The organism is Psychroserpens sp. AS72 (genome assembly GCF_038900375.1).
Lineage (GTDB): Bacteria > Bacteroidota > Bacteroidia > Flavobacteriales > Flavobacteriaceae > Psychroserpens.
The window spans coordinates 721,091-739,087 of the sequence record NZ_JBBMRC010000001.1 but is presented as its reverse complement, the minus strand read 5'-3'; the positions used below and the strand labels follow the sequence as shown (position 1 = coordinate 739,087).

Genomic DNA, 17,997 nt, shown 5'->3' with positions numbered 1-17,997 from the left:
CAAGTAATAAAAGTTCAAATATGAACATTCAAAACTACATCAACGGAAATTTCCTTAATCCAATCCAAGACAATTGGATAGATAATTACAACCCTTCAAACGGTAAAATTTACGGACAAATTCCAGACTCAACCACTGAAGATGTTGAGAACGCATATATCGCAGCAAAGTATGCTTTTCCTAATTGGTCTCAAACCACTTTAGAAGAACGTAGTAGGATTCTCATTAAAATTTCCGAATTACTAGAAGCTAATTTACAGCGTTTTGCAGAAGCCGAAAGTAAAGATAATGGTAAACCAATCTCTTTAGCAAAGGCGGTTGATATCCCAAGAGCAGCGAGTAATTTTCGTTTCTTCGGAAATGCAATCACTCAATTTGCTAGTGAATCTCATGAAAGCGTTGGCCAACAAGCCATAAATTACACTTTGCGTCAACCTATTGGAGTTGTAGGCTGTATTTCTCCTTGGAACCTTCCACTCTATTTATTTACTTGGAAAATTGCTCCTGCGCTTGCTGCAGGAAATTGTGTTGTTGCAAAACCTAGCGAAGTTACACCAGTGACAGCTTACCTTTTAGGTGAAATTTGTAATGAAGCTGGCTTACCAAAAGGCGTTTTAAATATTGTTCATGGTCTTGGTGGCTCAACTGGTCAAGCAATTATTGAACATCCAGATATCAAAGCCATTTCATTCACAGGTGGAACAGCAACAGGAGCACATATTGCTAAAGTAGCAGCACCAATGTTTAAAAAATTATCTTTAGAATTAGGTGGTAAAAACCCAAACATCATTTTTGCAGATTGTGATTATGATGATATGTTAGCAACAACGGTTCGTTCTTCATTTGCTAATCAAGGTCAGATTTGTCTCTGCGGAAGTCGGATTTTTGTAGAACAGTCTATTTACAATAAATTTAAATCTGATTTCGTCGGAAAAGTAAAAGCCTTAAAAGTTGGTCATCCATCTGAAAAAGACACCAATATTGGAGCCTTGGTCTCTAAACCACATTTAGAAAAAGTAAAAGAATACATCCAAATCGCAAAAGACGAAAACGGAACCGTTTTATGTGGCGGAAATGAAGTTACGATAACAGATTATGAAAACGGATATTATTTAGAACCAACCGTTATAGAAGTACAAAGTGATGAGTGTAGAGTGAACCAAGAAGAGATTTTTGGACCAGTAGTTACCATTATGCCATTTACTGATGAAGATCAAGTATTACAAATGGCAAACAAAGTCAAATACGGACTCTCTGCAACCCTCTGGACAAACGACCTCAAACGCACCATGCGAATGAGCAACCAATTACAAGCAGGAATTGTTTGGGTAAACACGTGGATGATGCGAGATTTACGCACGCCTTTTGGAGGTGTAAAAGCTTCTGGAGTTGGACGTGAAGGTGGTTTTGAAGCCTTACGCTTTTTTACTGAGGCTAAAAATGTTTGTATTAAATATTAATAAAAAGAACCTAGAGTATAGATAAAAGAAAATAAACGTATTCGAACCTTCTATTTTCTATATTATTTTCTCTTACATCTCAAAAATATGAATCTAGAACTAAACAACAAACACGCATTAGTTTGCGGAAGCACAGCAGGAATAGGAAAAGCAACAGCTTTAGCATTAGCAGAAGAAGGCGCAATAATCACTTTAATCGCAAGAAACGAAGAGAAACTTAAAGCAACACTTGCTGAGTTACCTCAGCATAGAAACCACGATTATATTGTTGCTGATTTTTCTAAACCTATGGAATTGAAAGCAAAAGTAGAAGCTTACATAAAAGCTAATCATGGTTTTCATATTTTAGTAAACAATACAGGTGGACCAAAAGGAGGACCAGTTTTTTCTGCTGAAATCGACGAGTTTGAAAATGCGTTTACGCAACATTTAAAATGTAATCATGTGTTGGCACAAGCGGTTGTTCCGTTTATGAAAAGTGAAGGTTATGGTCGTATTATCAATGTGATTTCAACATCGGTTAAGCAACCTTTAGATGGATTAGGTGTAAGTAATACTATTAGAGGTGCTGTTGCCAATTGGAGCAAAACTTTGGCTAATGAACTTGGACAATTTGGAATTACAGTAAACAATGTGCTTCCTGGAGCAACTGGAACAGATCGTTTAGCAGAAATTATTAAAAACAAATCGGCTAAATCTGGAAACACAGAAGAAGAATCTGCAAATGCTATGAAAAGTGCAGTACCTGCAAAACGTTTTGCAAAACCAGAAGAATTGGCTGATGCTATCACATTTTTAGCGAGTGAGCGTGCTGGATATATAAATGGTATTAATTTACCCGTTGATGGAGGAAGAACAAAGAGTTTGTAAACATCAAAAAAATATAATTGAAAGCCTTTTGTCATCCTGAACTTGATTCTGGATCTCATTAAAGAAGATTCTTCATTAAGTGCGGAATGACAGATGCCGAAAATTCATTTATTATTCTTAATTTTATTGAATTGACGAATTTGCGTTAAGGATTGCAACGACATCCTTTTTTTGCTGCCATATATGGCAAAAAAAGATATAGTGAAAAGCCTGACCCTTTTTAGGGTAACGCCCAAAATATTAAACTATGAGTAAATTATTTCCGCCTATAAATTTTAAAGCTTGGATTGAAGAAAATCGTCATTTATTAAAACCACCTGTTGGAAATAAAGTGGTTTGGAAAGATGGTGATTTTATAGTTATGGTCGTTGGTGGACCCAACAATAGAAAAGACTATCACTATAACGAAACGCCAGAATTTTTCTATCAAGTGGAAGGCGATATGGTTCTAAAAGTGATTGATAAAGGCACTCCTAAAGACATTCATATCAAAGAAGGTGACATCTTTTTATTACCTCCTAAAGTACCGCATTCTCCTCAACGTGGCGCAAATACTGTTGGTTTGGTAATTGAATATCCAAGAGAAAAAGGTGTACAAGATGCGTTACTATGGTTTTGCGAAAATTGCACAACTAAATTATACGAGGAGGATTTTACTGTGAAAAATATTGAAACTGATATGCCAAAAATATTTGATAAATATTATGGAGATCAAGATAAACGTACTTGTCCAAATTGTGGTGAAATTATGCAACCGCCTCAAAAAGTGCAGATTGAGTAAGCTGTTAGCTGTTAGCTGTTAGCTGTTAGCTGTTAGCTGTTAGCTGTTAGCTGTTAGCGAAAATAAATTAACATTGGGATAATAGTTAAACATTATAAACATTCATGTCCCAAATCAATTCGGAGAATTGAACGCCAAGGCGAAGAATAGATAAAGAAAAGTTCCGAGAACAGGAGAATAATGTTCGACGCGGAATTTTCAAATCGGTTTTCAGTTTAAAAAACCGCAAAATTCCTTGGCTTGGTCTTGATTTTTTGGTTCGTTTTGCATCAAGGCAAAATGAACAGAAATTAATATAAACAACTAAATATTGCTACGTCTAAAGGCTGGCAATTACGCACACATGGAAAAACGTAAACTTAGAATAAATGGTCACTCTCACTTACTTCCTTATCCTGAGGAAATCCCACAATTTATGCAAGATAAAGGGATTTTTTGGGTTGATAAAGACAGGAAGTTTATGCTTCAAAAAGATTGGAATCGTCCTATTACTGATTCTAGTTTTTTCTTAAATGAAAAACTAGCTTGGATGGAACGTTTTAAAATTGACCATGCCGTTGTTCTCAATTTATCACAACTTTACGGAAATGGTTTACGTGTTGAAGAAATGAAGCAAGCATTACGTTTTCAGAATGATTTTAACGCTAAAGTACAACGAGAAAACCCTAGTAAGTTCACCTGTGGTTTTGTGGTACATCCTGGTTTTGTAAGAGGTGCTTGTTGGGAAATTGAGCGTTGTGTTGAAGAGTTAGGCATGCAACTCCTATGTTTACCAACCCATTATATGGATACTATTGGTACTTGGCGTTGTATTTTTGATGAGGAAAATGAACCAATTTTCGAATTAGCTAATAAATATAATTTAGCAGTTGAGATTCATCCTTATGATGGTGAGAAATTTATCAAATTAGAAAATACATCATGGCGTTTTCATCTCATATGGATGCTAGCACAATGTGCAGATGCTTATCACTTTTTAACTTTAAATGGTTATCAAGATAAATATCCAAATATGCGTACTTGCTTTGCTCATGGCGGACAATTAGCACAAATAAATTTAGGACGACGTATTCAAGGTTTTGATGGGAGACCAGATTTATTTGAAGGCAAAAGTCACCCAAGAAAAGCGGTTGGTCATAAAAACATATTTTTTGATACTTTAGTTCATGATACAGGTGGTTTAGAATTACTGATAAGAAATCAAGGTTCAAAACAAGTATTAATGGGACTGGATGACCCTTATCCTTTAGGTGAAATGGAAAGCGAAAAACAATCATCTTATCCTGGTAAAATATTAGACTTAGCAATTGAGCGTAAAATTATTACAGAAACCGAACGTGATGCGATCTGGGAAGACAATGTAATACAATGGCTCTGTGGTGATGACCAAGCAGCTAAAGATAAATTAGTAAAACGTATATTGGGATAATGAAAAAAGATTCCTTTTGGGATAGCTTTACAAATTACATGAAATTTAGAGCCATTGTTCCAGTTATTATTTTAATAGTATTGGCCATTGCTCTTATAGCTAAAACTCTATTTAATAAAATTATAGGTTAAACATTCTTTATGTACTTTTTACCTGAAAAACTAGATGATTATGTTGTTGCTCATTCTGAAGAAGAACCTGAGTTATTACAACAACTTACAAGAGAAACATATCAAAAGATATTGCAACCAATTATGCTTAGTGGACCATACCAAGGTCGTGTATTAAGTATGATTTCAAAGTTAATTCGTCCAAAAACTATTTTAGAACTTGGCACTTTTACTGGTTATGCAACACTATGCTTAGCTGAAGGATTACAAAGTGATGGAGAAATACACACTATTGATGTCAATGAAGAATTAGAAGATTTTCAGCGCAAATATTTTGATAAATCTGGATACGGATTACAAATCTATCAACATTTAGGAAGTGCTTTGGATATCATCCCTAAGCTTAATCAAACTTTTGATTTAGTATTTATTGATGCTGATAAGCCTAATTATGTTAACTACTTTAATTTAATCATTGATAAACTAAATCCTGGAGGTATTATTCTATCTGATAATGTATTATGGTATGGAAAAGTCATTGAACCTTTAGACGAGAAAGACAATTCTACAAAAGCAGTTTTAGAATTTAATACGCTATTAAAAAATGATAAGCGCATTGAAACAGTTTTACTTCCAATTAGAGACGGTCTTACAATTAGCAGAAAAATTTAATTCTAAGATACTTTTTCTAATTTAAAATCTGGAGTTTTTTTGTTTGATATAGCTCTCTGAATATGCTGAGAAATCGTTTGAAAAAACTCGTAGTTATCAAATGGCTTCGTAATTATATCATCATAACCAATAATTTTATAATCCACCTTTACTTGTTCAATATCTGCAGCTGTAAGTGCTATAATTGGTGTTTGAGTATCAAACTCACGAATAGCTTTTGTTGATTCATTACCACCCATTATTGGCATATTAATATCCATTAAGATCAAATCAAAACCTCCATCTTTATGAGCCTCTAAAGCTTCTTGTCCGTTTTTAGCAATCACACATTCATAATTTTCACGTTGCAATAAGTTTTGAGTTACGATTTGGTTAATCTTATTATCTTCTGCAACTAAAATTTTATATTTTTTGTTTAACGAGATTGCTTCACCTTTAGCTTTTGTAGTTTTTATAATTACAGTTTTTGTATCTCTATCTATATCAAAAGTTAAATCAAAACTAAATGTAGACCCCAAATCTATTTCACTCTCTACTTCTAACTGACTACCAAATAATTCTACAAGGTTCTTTGTAATTGGCAATCCTAAACCTGTGCCTTGATAATTTGTATTATTATTTTCATCTAATTGAGAAAAGTTTTCAAAAATCATTTTCTGTTTTTCTTTCGCAATTCCAGGACCATTATCTTCAATTTCAAAATGTAGGCTTACTTTATCATTAATGATATTTATTAGCTTCACTCTAACATCAATTTTTCCGTCTTCAGTAAATTTAATACTGTTGCCAATTAAATTAATAAGTACTTGAGATAATCTAACATTATCACATTTTATAAATTCTGGAATGTTCTTATCAACTGTAATTTGAATTTGATTATTTGTTTCTTCTAATCTATAATCAAAAGAATTAACTAAATTTTCAAGAAGAACTCTAATGTTTACTGAGACATTTTTAAGTTCTATTTTTTTAGACTCTATTTTACCAATCTGTAAAATATCATTTACAAGATTTAATAAATAATCTCCCGAATATTTTAAAGATTTGAGGAACTTACTATCTTTTTCACTTAAGTCATTATTTTTTAAAAGTAATGATGTTAAGCCAACAACACCATATAAAGGTGTTCTTAATTCATGAGTGACATTAGAAATAAAGTTACTTTTTAACTCAGAAGATTTTTCAGCATTATTCTTCGCTATTTCTAATTGTTCATTTTTAGCTTTAAGAATAGTACTTAACTTGCTTTTAGAATTATAACTCTTATACGTTGTTATTAAAGACACAAACAACAATATTAAAATGATTGATATAATGTAATTTATATTTTGAATTTTATTAGAAGCTTCTACTTGACGTAATCTATCACTATTTGCTATCTGTGCTGCATTTTTATAGTTTTCAATAGAAAACTTTGATTGCATAATCAGATTTTGAGTTGTTTTTTGCTCATTGAAAAACTCATCTTTATAATTATTATGAGTCAATAACGCATTGTATGCTTGACTGTCTTTTTCAAGCAACATGTATGTTGTTGAAAGATCTTTATAAATCTCAGTTAAAAGAGCATTTTTATCTTTAATATCTATTGAATTTCGGTTTTCTAACAATTTAGCAGCTTCTTCAAATTTAATACTTGCTGTACTGTATAATTCTTTAGCTACAAAGTATTTTCCTTGAACAGATTTCAATTTAGCAGTATAATAACCTTGATCAATAATATTATTTAGGTTCTCTTCTGCTCTCGATAAATAGATATGTGCTTGTCTAATATTATTAATATCTAAATATAATTGGGACAAGCTAATTCTAGTTTCAAATAATATTAGGTCTCTCTGATCAGTATTAAATTGATCACGAACATTGTCTTTATTTGCATATTTTAAAGCTTCTGTAAAATAGGGTATCGCAGCTGTAGGAGGCTCTTTATCCATTAATATTTTACCCAAATTCAAATTAGAACTAGCAATAAAATAATTATCTCCTATTTTTTCTGATACTGAAATAACATTTAAAAAACTTTCTTTAGCCTTATTTGGTTCATTCATGAAATCGTAAATTTTACCTAAAGTAAAATTAGCTTCAGAATTACCATAAATATCACCTACAGAGTCTGATAGTTTAATTGCTTGATTAAACAAATTGAAGGATTGTGCGATGTCATTATCATTATAATGACTTAAAGCTATAGAGTTTAAACTATCAATTTTATTGATAATTGCTCTTTCTGTTTGACTGAATGACAGGAGGGAACAAAACAGAAAACAGATGTGTAGGTTTGTTTTCATATTTGGTTTATGCTTATTTGGGATTACTAATGTATTCGTTACACTTTAACATGTGTTAATATTATCGTCTAAAAACCAATTTTTCAGGTTGAAACATCAAATCCACAAACAAATATCGTTAAAATACACCTTTAAACTAATTTATAAACCAGTAATTTTCAAAATAATTCTTAGTTAAAACTCTCAAAAGAAGATAAATACATAAATTTTGAACTATTATTACAATTGATTAAATACTCAAAATAAGAGCATACAATTGAATAAAAAAATGCAAATAAAAAATCCTCTCCATATCATGAAGAGGATTTTTAAATCAAAGACTATTTAATATTTATTGTACTGCTTGCCAAGCATCTATATTACCATAACCAAAATTACTATTTTTATAAGGATAGAATTCTGCAGATTGTTTCAATCTATTTAAAACTTGTGTTCTACTCCAACTAGGATGTCTTGCCCAAACTAGTGCAGCAATACCAGCTGTGGTTGCTGTTGCAACAGATGATCCTCCTGTATAACGTCTATCTCCATTATAAAACCCTAAAACTGGAGGCGCTTTACTCGTATTATTGTCACCTTCCATAATGATTGTGAAGTCTATCTTACTACCACTATGGCACGTTTCACAACGATCATAATTGCTACCATCATCAACTCCAGTTACAGCAACAGTTTCACTCATTGTTGCTGGAAAAATCACTCCAAAACCATTTGTAAAACTTGTTGAAGTACCTCCTGCAGCAAAGATTAGCTTATTTTTACTGTAAGCATATCTAACTGCATCTTTAATATTACCAATTGACCATATATAACCAATAGACATTGAAATAATTTTCACATCACTCCTATTACCTAATTGAGTTAAGGCTTTAGAAACACCTTTACGTTCATGATAATCATTTAGTAAAACATCTTCTGTAGCTCTATAAGCAACTAAATTAGAATTATAAGCAACACCTACTGGCATGCTATTATCATTTCTAGGAGAAGCCATTGTTGAAGCCATAGCTGTACCATGACCACATTTATCATGTGGACCATCATAATTACTTGACCACCACCAATTAGAATCTATGAATGTGCCATATTTTTGAACATAACGACCAGAAGAATACCCATCATTAAATCCAGATGAATTTAATAAGGTTTGTGAAGCAGAAACTCCAGTATCAATTAACCCAATAGTTACTCCAGACCCTGTAGTTAATCCCCAAGCTTGTTGAATATTGTGTTCATCAAAATTCCAAGATACTTGAGCATTGTTAGGACTTATAGTACTATAATGTGATGAATTTATATAATCTCCATTTTTATCACAGCCAGAACTTGAACGAGCATTTCCTTCATTATAAGTAAATAAGTTATACCCATTTGGCTCTAAATATCGAATACCATCACTTTTCCTTAAGGCTATGATTGTTTCAATATTTTCAACACCAACATCAATAACAGTTAAAATGTCTTGTTCAACAATTTTGAGATCACTTTTATCAATTTTCTCATTTTCTAAAACTAAACTTAGTATGCTATTTTTTTTAGCCTCTAATTCTGGATCTCTTGATTCACTAAAACTTTGACCTTCGTCACCATAGCCTATAGTCAATACATTTTGACCATGTACAACTGCGCTCCATAAAAAATGAGCATCTTCTTTACTCCAATCAAAATCACCAGTGGCTCTTATAGTTTCACTGATCCGATTATTGATTTCTTGGACTGTTAATGGGGCTTTAGGAAATTGAATCTCTTGAGATTCTGTTTCAATTATAGCATCTTCTTTAGAACAAGATACCATGGTAATTGCAAGAAGTAGCAATACCTTTAAGTACATTTTTTTCATTTAATATGATTTAGAATGGTTATTAATACTAAATGAACTTTAAAAAACTGTGTAAAATTTGTTTCTATTTCCTTTATATATCAATATAAAAAATAAGCGTAACTAAAGCTATGCATAGATTTTCTATCTCATCTAAAGAAAATATAATTCAAATTTATAACTCAACATTTTGAAATTCATTTAGTATGATTTTCTAAATATATTAAATTATTAAAAAATAATCGCAGTCAAATCTACCATTTTATCAAAATAAGTAGTTAAAATATAGGAATATTACAATTTAGGGCCTCTACTCACAGAACCAGTAAAGTCTTCTAAGTCGTCTTTGACTTTGTTGATTTCTTTTTTGATGTCTTTGGTAACATCTGTATCAATACCTTGTTTTTCTGCAGTTTTAGAAATCTCAGATTTAATATCACTTGTTGCATCTCTAAGCATACGCATTCCTTTACCCATACCACGAGCAATTTCTGGAATTTTATCTGCACCAAAAACCATAACCACGATGAGGAGTATAAATATCACCTCTGGAGTACCAATGAATAAAAATGTTGCTAACTGTATCACGATGCAAATATAACGAGTTGTTTACTATTAGTGATTATATTTTTTTATTTCTTGAGCTTGTCATGCTTTTTTCTTTTGATATAAACAAAATTTTGTAGGTGTTTAGACTGAAAAGAGCCGATATTTCTATCAGCTCTTTTGTTTTCAATACAGGCAATCATTACCCTTTTATTTTATTTTTGAATTTATCAAAATCACTTTCTTTAACTTCTTTTGGCCAAGAGTTATTTGATGTATCAATATCTGCAGTTTCTAATTTAGGATCAACTGTTATAGCTACAATTTCTTTTTCTGAAGCGATTGCTTTACTCACTTCATTATCATTAAATCTCCAAATTTGTGCTGGATAAGTTTCAGTTTTTGTTGTACCATCTGCATATGTAAATTCTACAATGATTGGCATCACTAAACCACCTGGTTTTTCAAATGTAATGTTATAGAAATACTTTGGTTGTTTGATTGTTTTACGTTCTTCCGCAGAAAAATTATCCATCATATATTCTTTTAAAGTAGGAGAATTATCAGCAGATGTACCTTGACGTAACTTTTCATCAAATTCATCACTACCTTCTTCAACAAGATAGACCCAATTTAAATCTTCTAAACTGCGATTATTAGTTGCCGCATAGTTTTTAGCATATTGGTTTGGTACTGATGACACATAATATTTTTTCACATCTTTTAATCCGATGTCAACCCAATCTGTAGTATAAAACCATCCTCTCCAATACCAATCTAAGTCAAATGCTGATGCATCTTCCATGGTACGGAAAAAATCTTCAGGTGTTGGGTGCTTAAACATCCAACGATGTGTATATTCTTTAAAGGCGTAATCAAACAACTCACGTCCCATTACCGTTTCTCTCAATATATTTAATGCAGTCGCTGGTTTTCCGTAGGCATTATTACCAAATTGATAGGTATTTAAACCCTTTGTCATAATTGGAGCAATACGATCTTGGTTTCCACCCATATATCTTGTGATATTCTTAGCTGGACCACGACGTGACGGATATGTTGCATCTCCTGTTGACAATGCATCAGGATACCACTCACCAAAATCCTGCTCAGCAACATACTGCATAAAAGTATTTAAACCTTCATCCATCCAAGTCCATTGACGCTCATCACTATTTACGATCATTGGGAAGAAGTTATGCCCTACTTCATGAATAATCACACTCATCATACCATATTTTGTACGATCGTCATATTTTCCATTCTCGTCTGGTCGTCCATAGTTCCAACAAATCATTGGATACTCCATTCCTTGACGTTTTGCATGTACCGAAATAGCTTTATGGTAAGGATAATCAAACGTCATACGAGAATACGTTTTTAATGTACTTGCTACTGCTTTTGTTGACCATTGTTCCCATAATGGGTTTCCTTCTTTAGAATATAACGATACAGCCATAACGTCTCGATCACCAAGCTTAACAGCCATCATATCCCAAATATATTTTCTTGAAGTTGCGAATCCAAAATCTCTTACGTTCTCAGCATAGAGCTTCCACGTGTTTTTCTTTTTAGAACGTCCTTTTTCTCTAATCTCTGCTTCTGCTTGTGTTGATATTACGACAGGTTCATCAAACGATTTTTTTGCTTTTTCGTAGCGTTTCATCATTTCGCTAGAAAACACGTCTTTTCTGTTCATTAATTTTCCTGTACCATCTAAAAGGTGATCTGCAGGAACTGTGATGTTCACTTCAAAATTTCCGAATGGTAATGCAAATTCATCTCGTCCCCAAAACTGAGAATTTTGCCAACCTTCTACATCATTATAGACTGCCATTCTTGGATAGAACTGAGCGATCACGTAATTTCTATTTCCGTCAGGAAATAATTCATAACCAGAACGTCCACCATCTGTAACATGATTATTAATTTGGTACCACCATTTGATGTTAAAAGAGAATTTATCTCCTGTTTTCATTGCTTTAGGCAGATCAACACGCATCATGGTTTGATTAATCGTGTGTGATAACGCTTTACCGTCTGTACTGGTAACACTTTCTATATTAAATCCTCCATCAAAACTTTCACTCATGTAAGATGATGCGAATCTACTAGCAGATTGTGCAGGTGTTATACGACTTGTATTAATGTCTTTTGAGGGTGAATCTTTTTGTCTCACATTTTGATCCAACTGAACCCATAAATATGTTAATTCATCTGGAGAATTGTTTGTGTATGTAATGGTTTCATAACCACTTAAAACCGCAGTTTCATCATTAATTTCAAGGTCCATTTTATAATCTGCTTGCTGTTGATAGTAAGCAGGTCCTGGCGCTCCAGATCCTGTTCTAAACATATTAGGCGTTGCAAATTCATCATAAAGTTGTTTAAACTTGTTTTGATTAGTGTGACCAGGCTTTCGTACTTCTTGCTCTTGAGCCACTACATTTAAAGATATAAATGCAATTGATAAACAAAGGAATTTTAGTATTCTCATAGCTATAATTAAAAGGGGAATTTATTTAAAATTTAAGTGTTGATTTTTATCTTCTGTAGTAAATATTAAGTTACTTGCTTTAGAATTTATTTTTGTCTTTACGACGTTTTTTTGCTTCGGAAATAGATCAAATAGAACCGTATTGCTAATTTCAATAGTATTAATAGCATCTACATTTTCAATTTCTAAGTAACACGCAACTTGATCGTTCTCATAGTCTTTACCAATAAAAATAAAAGAGACTTCTTTGGTATTGATTTTAATTTTAAGTTTTTGCTTTAAATACGTTTTTATAAAGTCATCAACTGTTGATTTTTCATCAATTGCAGTTAAATTTATGTCTTTATCAAAACGCTCTTGTAAGGTTAACTCAAGGTCATCAACATCTATTCTTGTAATTATCTGAACAGATTTTTTCTCCTTAACATATTCTATTTGTGTTACACTCACATAATATTTATGAGCAACAGATATAAAAAATGGGAAAATAATAGCTAATAAAGTGACCTTTATAGAATTCATATCAATCAATAAGCTGTAAATGTAGCTATTTCGTGAAAATTTTAATTCTTAAAAAATGTTAATTAATCCTAAATTACTAATCTTGAGATTCTATACCTTCATTAGGATTCATATAGAGCTTTTGCAATAGAAACTCATAGATTTCGAAATTATTATCTGTTTTACAAAGCGCTTCAAATTTAGGATCTTCGGCTACGTAATAGAAAAATTCGGTTTTTAGATGCTCTTCTATCTCGTAATCTTCAAAAAGCATTTTTGAAAATTCAGATTTAACTTTGTTCATACACTCTGTTTGCTCTTCTAACTTTACTGCATTTTTTAGCATTTTAGTTCGACCAGAAATCTTATTCAATATTTTATGAATATTAATGCCAATAAATAATGGAGCAATAACAATACTCTTCCCTGCATCTGCTTCATATAGTTTTCGTTCTTTTTGAGTTTTAGGTTTTCCCGTGTAACCAGGAATTCCAACATCATAAAAATTAATGTCACGTTTAGCATCACTATTTCCAATATCTAAGAGTAAATCTCCGGTTAAGACTTTACCCACAATCACCTCATCTAATTCATTTACTCTGTCTTCTAGTTGTATAGAAAGAAAGTCTAGTTTTAAAATAGTTTCAGTTATAATAATATTTTGGGGTATGTATTGTATACTAGAAATAAGAATAGTATCATTTAATCTTGCTGGCACAACAAACTGGCCTTTATCGTTAGTAATTGTAAATTCTTGAGCAGTGATATTGAGAATATGAATGCTCCCAAGATCTGAACTTGCAGTCACCTGACCTTTTAAATCAATAGTTTGTGCATCACAGAAGACGCAATTTAAAAGTATGAAACCTAATGTTAATATGTCTTTAATCGTTTTCAAGGTGTAGTTTGAAGGCTTCTAATTTGTCTTTTAAAAACTGTAGCGTAATCATATCATTACCTAAATCATATATATCTTTAAAAGTAGGATCATCTCCACAAAATAAAAAATATTCATTTTGCATTATTTCGCTATACATATCATCTTCAAAAATTAACTTAGAATATTTGGCTTTAGCTTCTTCAATAGCAATTGCTAACTCTTCTCTTGCAATTTGCGTTTTTAATTGTTTGGTGCGACCACTAATCCAGTTTAATAATGGGTTTAAAGGCACGATTCCGCCTCCTGTTTGTGCTTCATACAAACGTCTTTCTGTTTGCGTCTTTTTTGGACCTGTATAACCAGGAATACCTAAGTCATAAAAATTCATCTCTCTTTTAGCATCACTATTTTCAATATCTGTCATCAAACTTCCGGTTAACACCTTACCTACTACAACTTCATCTAGTACGTTAATGTTTTCTTCAAGATTAATAGTTACCGCTTTAGTCTGCATTATAATATCTGTAATCAAAATTTCTTTTGGCACATATTGAACTCCTGAAATCACTAGCGTATCATTGATTTTTGCTGGAATCGTAAACTCTCCTAAACTGTTAGTAATTGTAAATTTACTTGCTGTTTTGTTGATAACATGAATCCTATCAAGATCGCCATCTGCAATAATCTTTCCATTGACATCTTTGGTTTGAGCTAATATTTCCGAAGAAAAAACAATAATTAAAAAAAGAAGAAAACACTTAATTCTTATCACTATTCATTTTTAAAAATTCTTTACTCTTTGTATTTAGAACCTCTAAAAACTCTAATTCTTTACCGTAGTTTAAATGAGAGTAATCAAAATCTACATCATCTTGTACAAATCTTATAAACTCTTCAACTCGATGCTCAGGAATATTAAAATTATCTATGATAAACTCAGATCCAAAGTAATATTTAATGGCACTTACGGGAACATCTGGCACACCTGCAGTCTTTTTGTCTTTAACTTTAGACCTAAATAAAGGCAATAATAATTGATCAACAACATTTACAATATTTAAGCCATTAACCATTGTTGTAGACTGTGAGTGCATCGTTTTATTTTCAATCCCAGAACGTGGATCATCTACAAACTCATACTCATCACTTTTTTTAATCCCGAAGTAAAGCGCATCTAATTTTGGATTAAACGTTTTTACTGTAGCGACATCTTTATCTAACTCGCCAGACAATCCTTTAGTTAAAACCAATATTTCATCAAGCTTATTAATTTCTTCAATTAAAAAAACGCGCAAACGTTTAGATTGCATGATGGCTTCTGTAATTTTTAAATCAAAGTTTTGATATTGTAAGGCTCTAAATTCTATGAGGTCATTTAAACCAATCTCAATCGTAAATTCGCCAATTTCATTTGTAATCACACCTTTGTTTGTGGTAGTATTAAATACTGTAATCGCATCTACATCCTGACCTTCTACAATGATTTTACCATCAACTTTTATGCGTTTAGATATTTGTGAAGTCATCGTAAATGACACAGAAAGCAAAAGTAATAGTAGTAGTTTTTTCATAGTTTTTAGTTTAGATATGTAAATAAAAGATTTGAAACCTTAATTTTGTAATAAAGCCTTTTTAAACTTTTGTTAAATTAAGTTTTATACTATTTACCAATTAAAATTACAATAATAAAATGCGTCTTTTTACTTTATATTTTAGTTAAAAAAGAAACCGTAACTTAAGCTATGCTTTAATTTTCAATTTCATCTAAAGAAAAAATTCATCGTTTTTTTTACAATAATTTTAAATGATAACTGGTATTACATAAATTTACAAAAAATCGCCACCAATGAGAAATATTATTATAGCAAGTACATCAACAATTCATGGAGGAGAATCACTAGATTATTTATTGGATGAACTTCGTGTTTTTTTTAAACATACTTCGGAAATTTTATTCATCCCATACGCAAGACCTAGTGGAATAACTCACGATGAATATACTGCCAAAGCAAACGTCGCTTTTAATAAAATTGATAAAAAAGTCATTGGTATTCATGAGTTTGAAAATCCAAAAGAAGCTATAAAAAACGCCAAAGGAATTTTTACTGGAGGCGGAAACACCTTTGTTTTAGTCAATCAACTCTACAAAAACGATTTAATTGACACCATAAAAACCGAAGTTAAAAATGGAACGCCATACCTTGGCACAAGTGCAGGGAGCAATATTTGCGGACTCACAATGAACACGACCAACGATATGCCAATTGTGTATCCTCCAAGTTTTAAAACTCTTGGGTTTGTACCTTTTAATATTAATCCGCATTATTTAGATCCAGATCCTACTAGTAAACACATGGGAGAAACACGCGAAACTAGAATTAAAGAGTTTCATAAATTTAACACACAACCTGTTGTTGGCATTAGAGAAGGAAGTTGGTTAGAAGTAAAAGGGGATGCCATAACTTTAAAAGGCACTTTAGATGCTCGTATTTTTGAATATGATAAAGCTCCTTATGAGATTGAGACAGGAAGTTTATTGAGTGGATTGAAATAAAAGATATAAGTCAAATTGATAAAATCATTCTATAAACTCTTAAAACAAATTGAACATAGACCAGCATTGTATACTGGTCAAAGCACATTAAAAAGTTTACACACATATTTAAGTGGCTACAAACAAGCATTAATAGATAATAATCTGACTCAATATGATGACCAACATGATCCATTCTTCGATTGGGTTGCAAATAAGTTAGGATTTTATGAATCTACAGCTGGATGGGCAAACATGATTTTAGCAGTAACCATTGGTTTAGATTCAAAACGTGTTGATTGGAATAACTTCGACTCCAAAGTCACAAGAGAACAACATGAATTGTCATTTAAGAAGTTTTATGAATTACTTGAAGAATATATTAATGAGTAAATACATCCATAAAAAAAGCCTCATCTATTAAGATAAGGCTTTAAGAGCGAGAGACCAGGTTCGAACTGGCGACATTCAGCTTGGAAGGCTGACGCTCTACCAACTGAGCTACTCTCGCATTCTGGGCGCAAATATAAAATAACTTTACACTTTTACAAACCCTCACGCAGATTTAAATTAAAACTTCTTTAAAAAATGATAGCCTAAAGCTCCAAAGCCTTTATTATAGTAAAATTTATGTGAAACGTTCATTTAATAATTCTTCGGAAACGTTATAACTCGTAAGCTCTTGCACCAAAGGAATAATCTCATTAATTCGAGATTTTTCGAGAATCTGAAATTGGAATGACATCACTATTAATTTCGAGTGAAGATAAATAATTTTGATTAAGTTTGATTCGTTCAATCACTAAGTACGCTGAGAACCTAACAAAGCTGGCACACATTGTGTAATTATAAAACTATCATGAAAAGACGTAAATTTTTAAAAGGCACTTTAGCATTTGGATTGGGATTGGCCATATTTCCGCAGCTATCATTTCAAGGCTCTAATTCTGCTATATTATATGATGAATTAATTGGCAAAGGTAACCCAGACTTATATGGAAATGGTTACAAATTGCGACGAGAAGCTTATGATTCGTTTTTGGAAATGAGTAAAGAAGCACTAAAAAGTGACATTATAATACAAGTTGTGTCTAGTTATAGAAGCTTTGCGCATCAAAATAGAATTTGGGAACGTAAGTACAAACAAAATATTAATAACGGATTAAGTCCTCAAGAAAGCATAAAAAAGATCATAGAATACTCAACCATACCAGGAACATCAAGACATCATTGGGCAACAGATATTGATCTAATAGATGGAAATGTATCGCAACCTAGTAATGTTTTAAATCCTAAGCATTTTGATGGCAATGGTTGTTTTTCAAAATTTAAAATCTGGATGGATGAACATGCAAATACCTTTGGTTTCTATTTAGTGTACACAAACGAAGCTAATAGAAAAGGTTTTAAATATGAGCCTTGGCATTATAGCTATAAACCATTGTCGCAAGGCTATTTACAAGCCTATCAAAAGCTTGATTTGAGAGATATTATCATTTCTGAGCAATTAATAGGGTGTGATCATTTTTCCGAAGAATTCATAACAAATTACCAACACGAAAATATTTTGGATATAAATCCAGAACTTTTGTAAATTTATAAACACTAATT

16 protein-coding genes and 1 tRNA gene are annotated in these 17,997 nt (G+C 31.8%); 8 read left to right on the top strand and 9 right to left on the bottom strand.

Annotation, left to right across the window (positions count from 1 at the left end; all coding sequences use genetic code 11):
• Positions 1–20: 20 nt before the first annotated feature.
• From WNY78_RS03185 to WNY78_RS03165, 5 genes are all read left to right on the top strand, one after another.
• A complete protein-coding gene (locus WNY78_RS03185; RefSeq protein ID WP_342871730.1) occupies positions 21–1,460 on the top strand; it encodes an aldehyde dehydrogenase in 1,440 nt (479 codons plus the stop codon).
• A gap of 87 nt (positions 1,461–1,547) precedes the next feature.
• Complete coding sequence (locus WNY78_RS03180) at positions 1,548–2,330, top strand: SDR family oxidoreductase (RefSeq protein WP_342871729.1); 783 nt, start codon at positions 1,548–1,550, stop codon at positions 2,328–2,330.
• A gap of 247 nt (positions 2,331–2,577) precedes the next feature.
• A complete protein-coding gene (locus WNY78_RS03175) occupies positions 2,578–3,111 on the top strand; it encodes a 3-hydroxyanthranilate 3,4-dioxygenase (protein ID WP_342871728.1) in 534 nt (177 codons plus the stop codon).
• Positions 3,112–3,454: 343 nt separating this feature from the next.
• Entirely contained in the window at positions 3,455–4,540 is a 1,086-nt protein-coding gene (locus tag WNY78_RS03170; RefSeq protein ID WP_342871727.1) for an amidohydrolase family protein, read from the top strand.
• 140 nt (positions 4,541–4,680) lie between these two features.
• A complete protein-coding gene (locus WNY78_RS03165; protein ID WP_342871726.1) occupies positions 4,681–5,322 on the top strand; it encodes an O-methyltransferase in 642 nt (213 codons plus the stop codon).
• Positions 5,323–5,324: 2 nt separating this feature from the next.
• Here the strand turns inward: WNY78_RS03165 and WNY78_RS03160 are convergent, their stop codons facing one another.
• From WNY78_RS03160 to WNY78_RS03125, 8 genes are all read right to left on the bottom strand, one after another.
• Positions 5,325–7,610, bottom strand: coding sequence for an ATP-binding protein (locus WNY78_RS03160; RefSeq protein WP_342871725.1), 2,286 nt, complete (start codon positions 7,608–7,610; stop codon positions 5,325–5,327).
• Positions 7,611–7,941: 331 nt separating this feature from the next.
• On the bottom strand, positions 7,942–9,450 hold the full coding sequence (locus tag WNY78_RS03155) for a S8 family serine peptidase (RefSeq protein ID WP_342871724.1): 1,509 nt from the start codon (positions 9,448–9,450) through the stop codon (positions 7,942–7,944).
• Positions 9,451–9,723: 273 nt separating this feature from the next.
• Positions 9,724–10,017 (bottom strand): twin-arginine translocase TatA/TatE family subunit, encoded by a 294-nt coding sequence (locus tag WNY78_RS03150; protein ID WP_342871723.1) that lies wholly within the window; start codon positions 10,015–10,017, stop codon positions 9,724–9,726.
• A gap of 160 nt (positions 10,018–10,177) precedes the next feature.
• On the bottom strand, positions 10,178–12,472 hold the full coding sequence (locus tag WNY78_RS03145; RefSeq protein ID WP_342871722.1) for a M1 family metallopeptidase: 2,295 nt from the start codon (positions 12,470–12,472) through the stop codon (positions 10,178–10,180).
• A gap of 21 nt (positions 12,473–12,493) precedes the next feature.
• A complete protein-coding gene (locus WNY78_RS03140; protein ID WP_342871721.1) occupies positions 12,494–12,994 on the bottom strand; it encodes a DUF6702 family protein in 501 nt (166 codons plus the stop codon).
• 76 nt (positions 12,995–13,070) lie between these two features.
• Entirely contained in the window at positions 13,071–13,871 is an 801-nt protein-coding gene (locus WNY78_RS03135; RefSeq protein WP_342871720.1) for a hypothetical protein, read from the bottom strand.
• Positions 13,858–14,625: a carboxypeptidase-like regulatory domain-containing protein gene (locus tag WNY78_RS03130; protein ID WP_342871719.1), complete on the bottom strand. Its 768-nt coding sequence runs from the start codon at positions 14,623–14,625 to the stop codon at positions 13,858–13,860. Before WNY78_RS03130 ends, WNY78_RS03135 begins: the two co-directional genes overlap by 14 nt.
• Positions 14,612–15,424: a hypothetical protein gene (locus WNY78_RS03125; protein ID WP_342871718.1), complete on the bottom strand. Its 813-nt coding sequence runs from the start codon at positions 15,422–15,424 to the stop codon at positions 14,612–14,614. The genes WNY78_RS03130 and WNY78_RS03125 overlap by 14 nt, the downstream gene beginning before the upstream one ends.
• Before the next feature lie 275 nt (positions 15,425–15,699).
• On the opposite strand from WNY78_RS03125, the gene pepE reads away from it, so the two are divergent.
• Together pepE and WNY78_RS03115 are read left to right on the top strand one after the other, a co-directional pair.
• Positions 15,700–16,407 (top strand): dipeptidase PepE, encoded by a 708-nt coding sequence (gene pepE / locus WNY78_RS03120; protein WP_342871717.1) that lies wholly within the window; start codon positions 15,700–15,702, stop codon positions 16,405–16,407.
• 15 nt (positions 16,408–16,422) lie between these two features.
• The gene (locus WNY78_RS03115; protein ID WP_342871716.1) at positions 16,423–16,779 is read left to right on the top strand and encodes a hypothetical protein; all 357 of its coding nucleotides are present in this window, start codon (positions 16,423–16,425) and stop codon (positions 16,777–16,779) included.
• 45 nt (positions 16,780–16,824) lie between these two features.
• On the opposite strand, the gene WNY78_RS03110 is transcribed toward WNY78_RS03115, so the two are convergent.
• A tRNA-Gly gene (locus WNY78_RS03110) sits at positions 16,825–16,897 on the bottom strand.
• Positions 16,898–17,245: 348 nt separating this feature from the next.
• Here WNY78_RS03110 and WNY78_RS03105 point away from each other — a divergent pair.
• Positions 17,246–17,980 (top strand): M15 family metallopeptidase, encoded by a 735-nt coding sequence (locus WNY78_RS03105; protein WP_342871715.1) that lies wholly within the window; start codon positions 17,246–17,248, stop codon positions 17,978–17,980.
• The last annotated feature ends 17 nt before the right edge of the window (positions 17,981–17,997 follow it).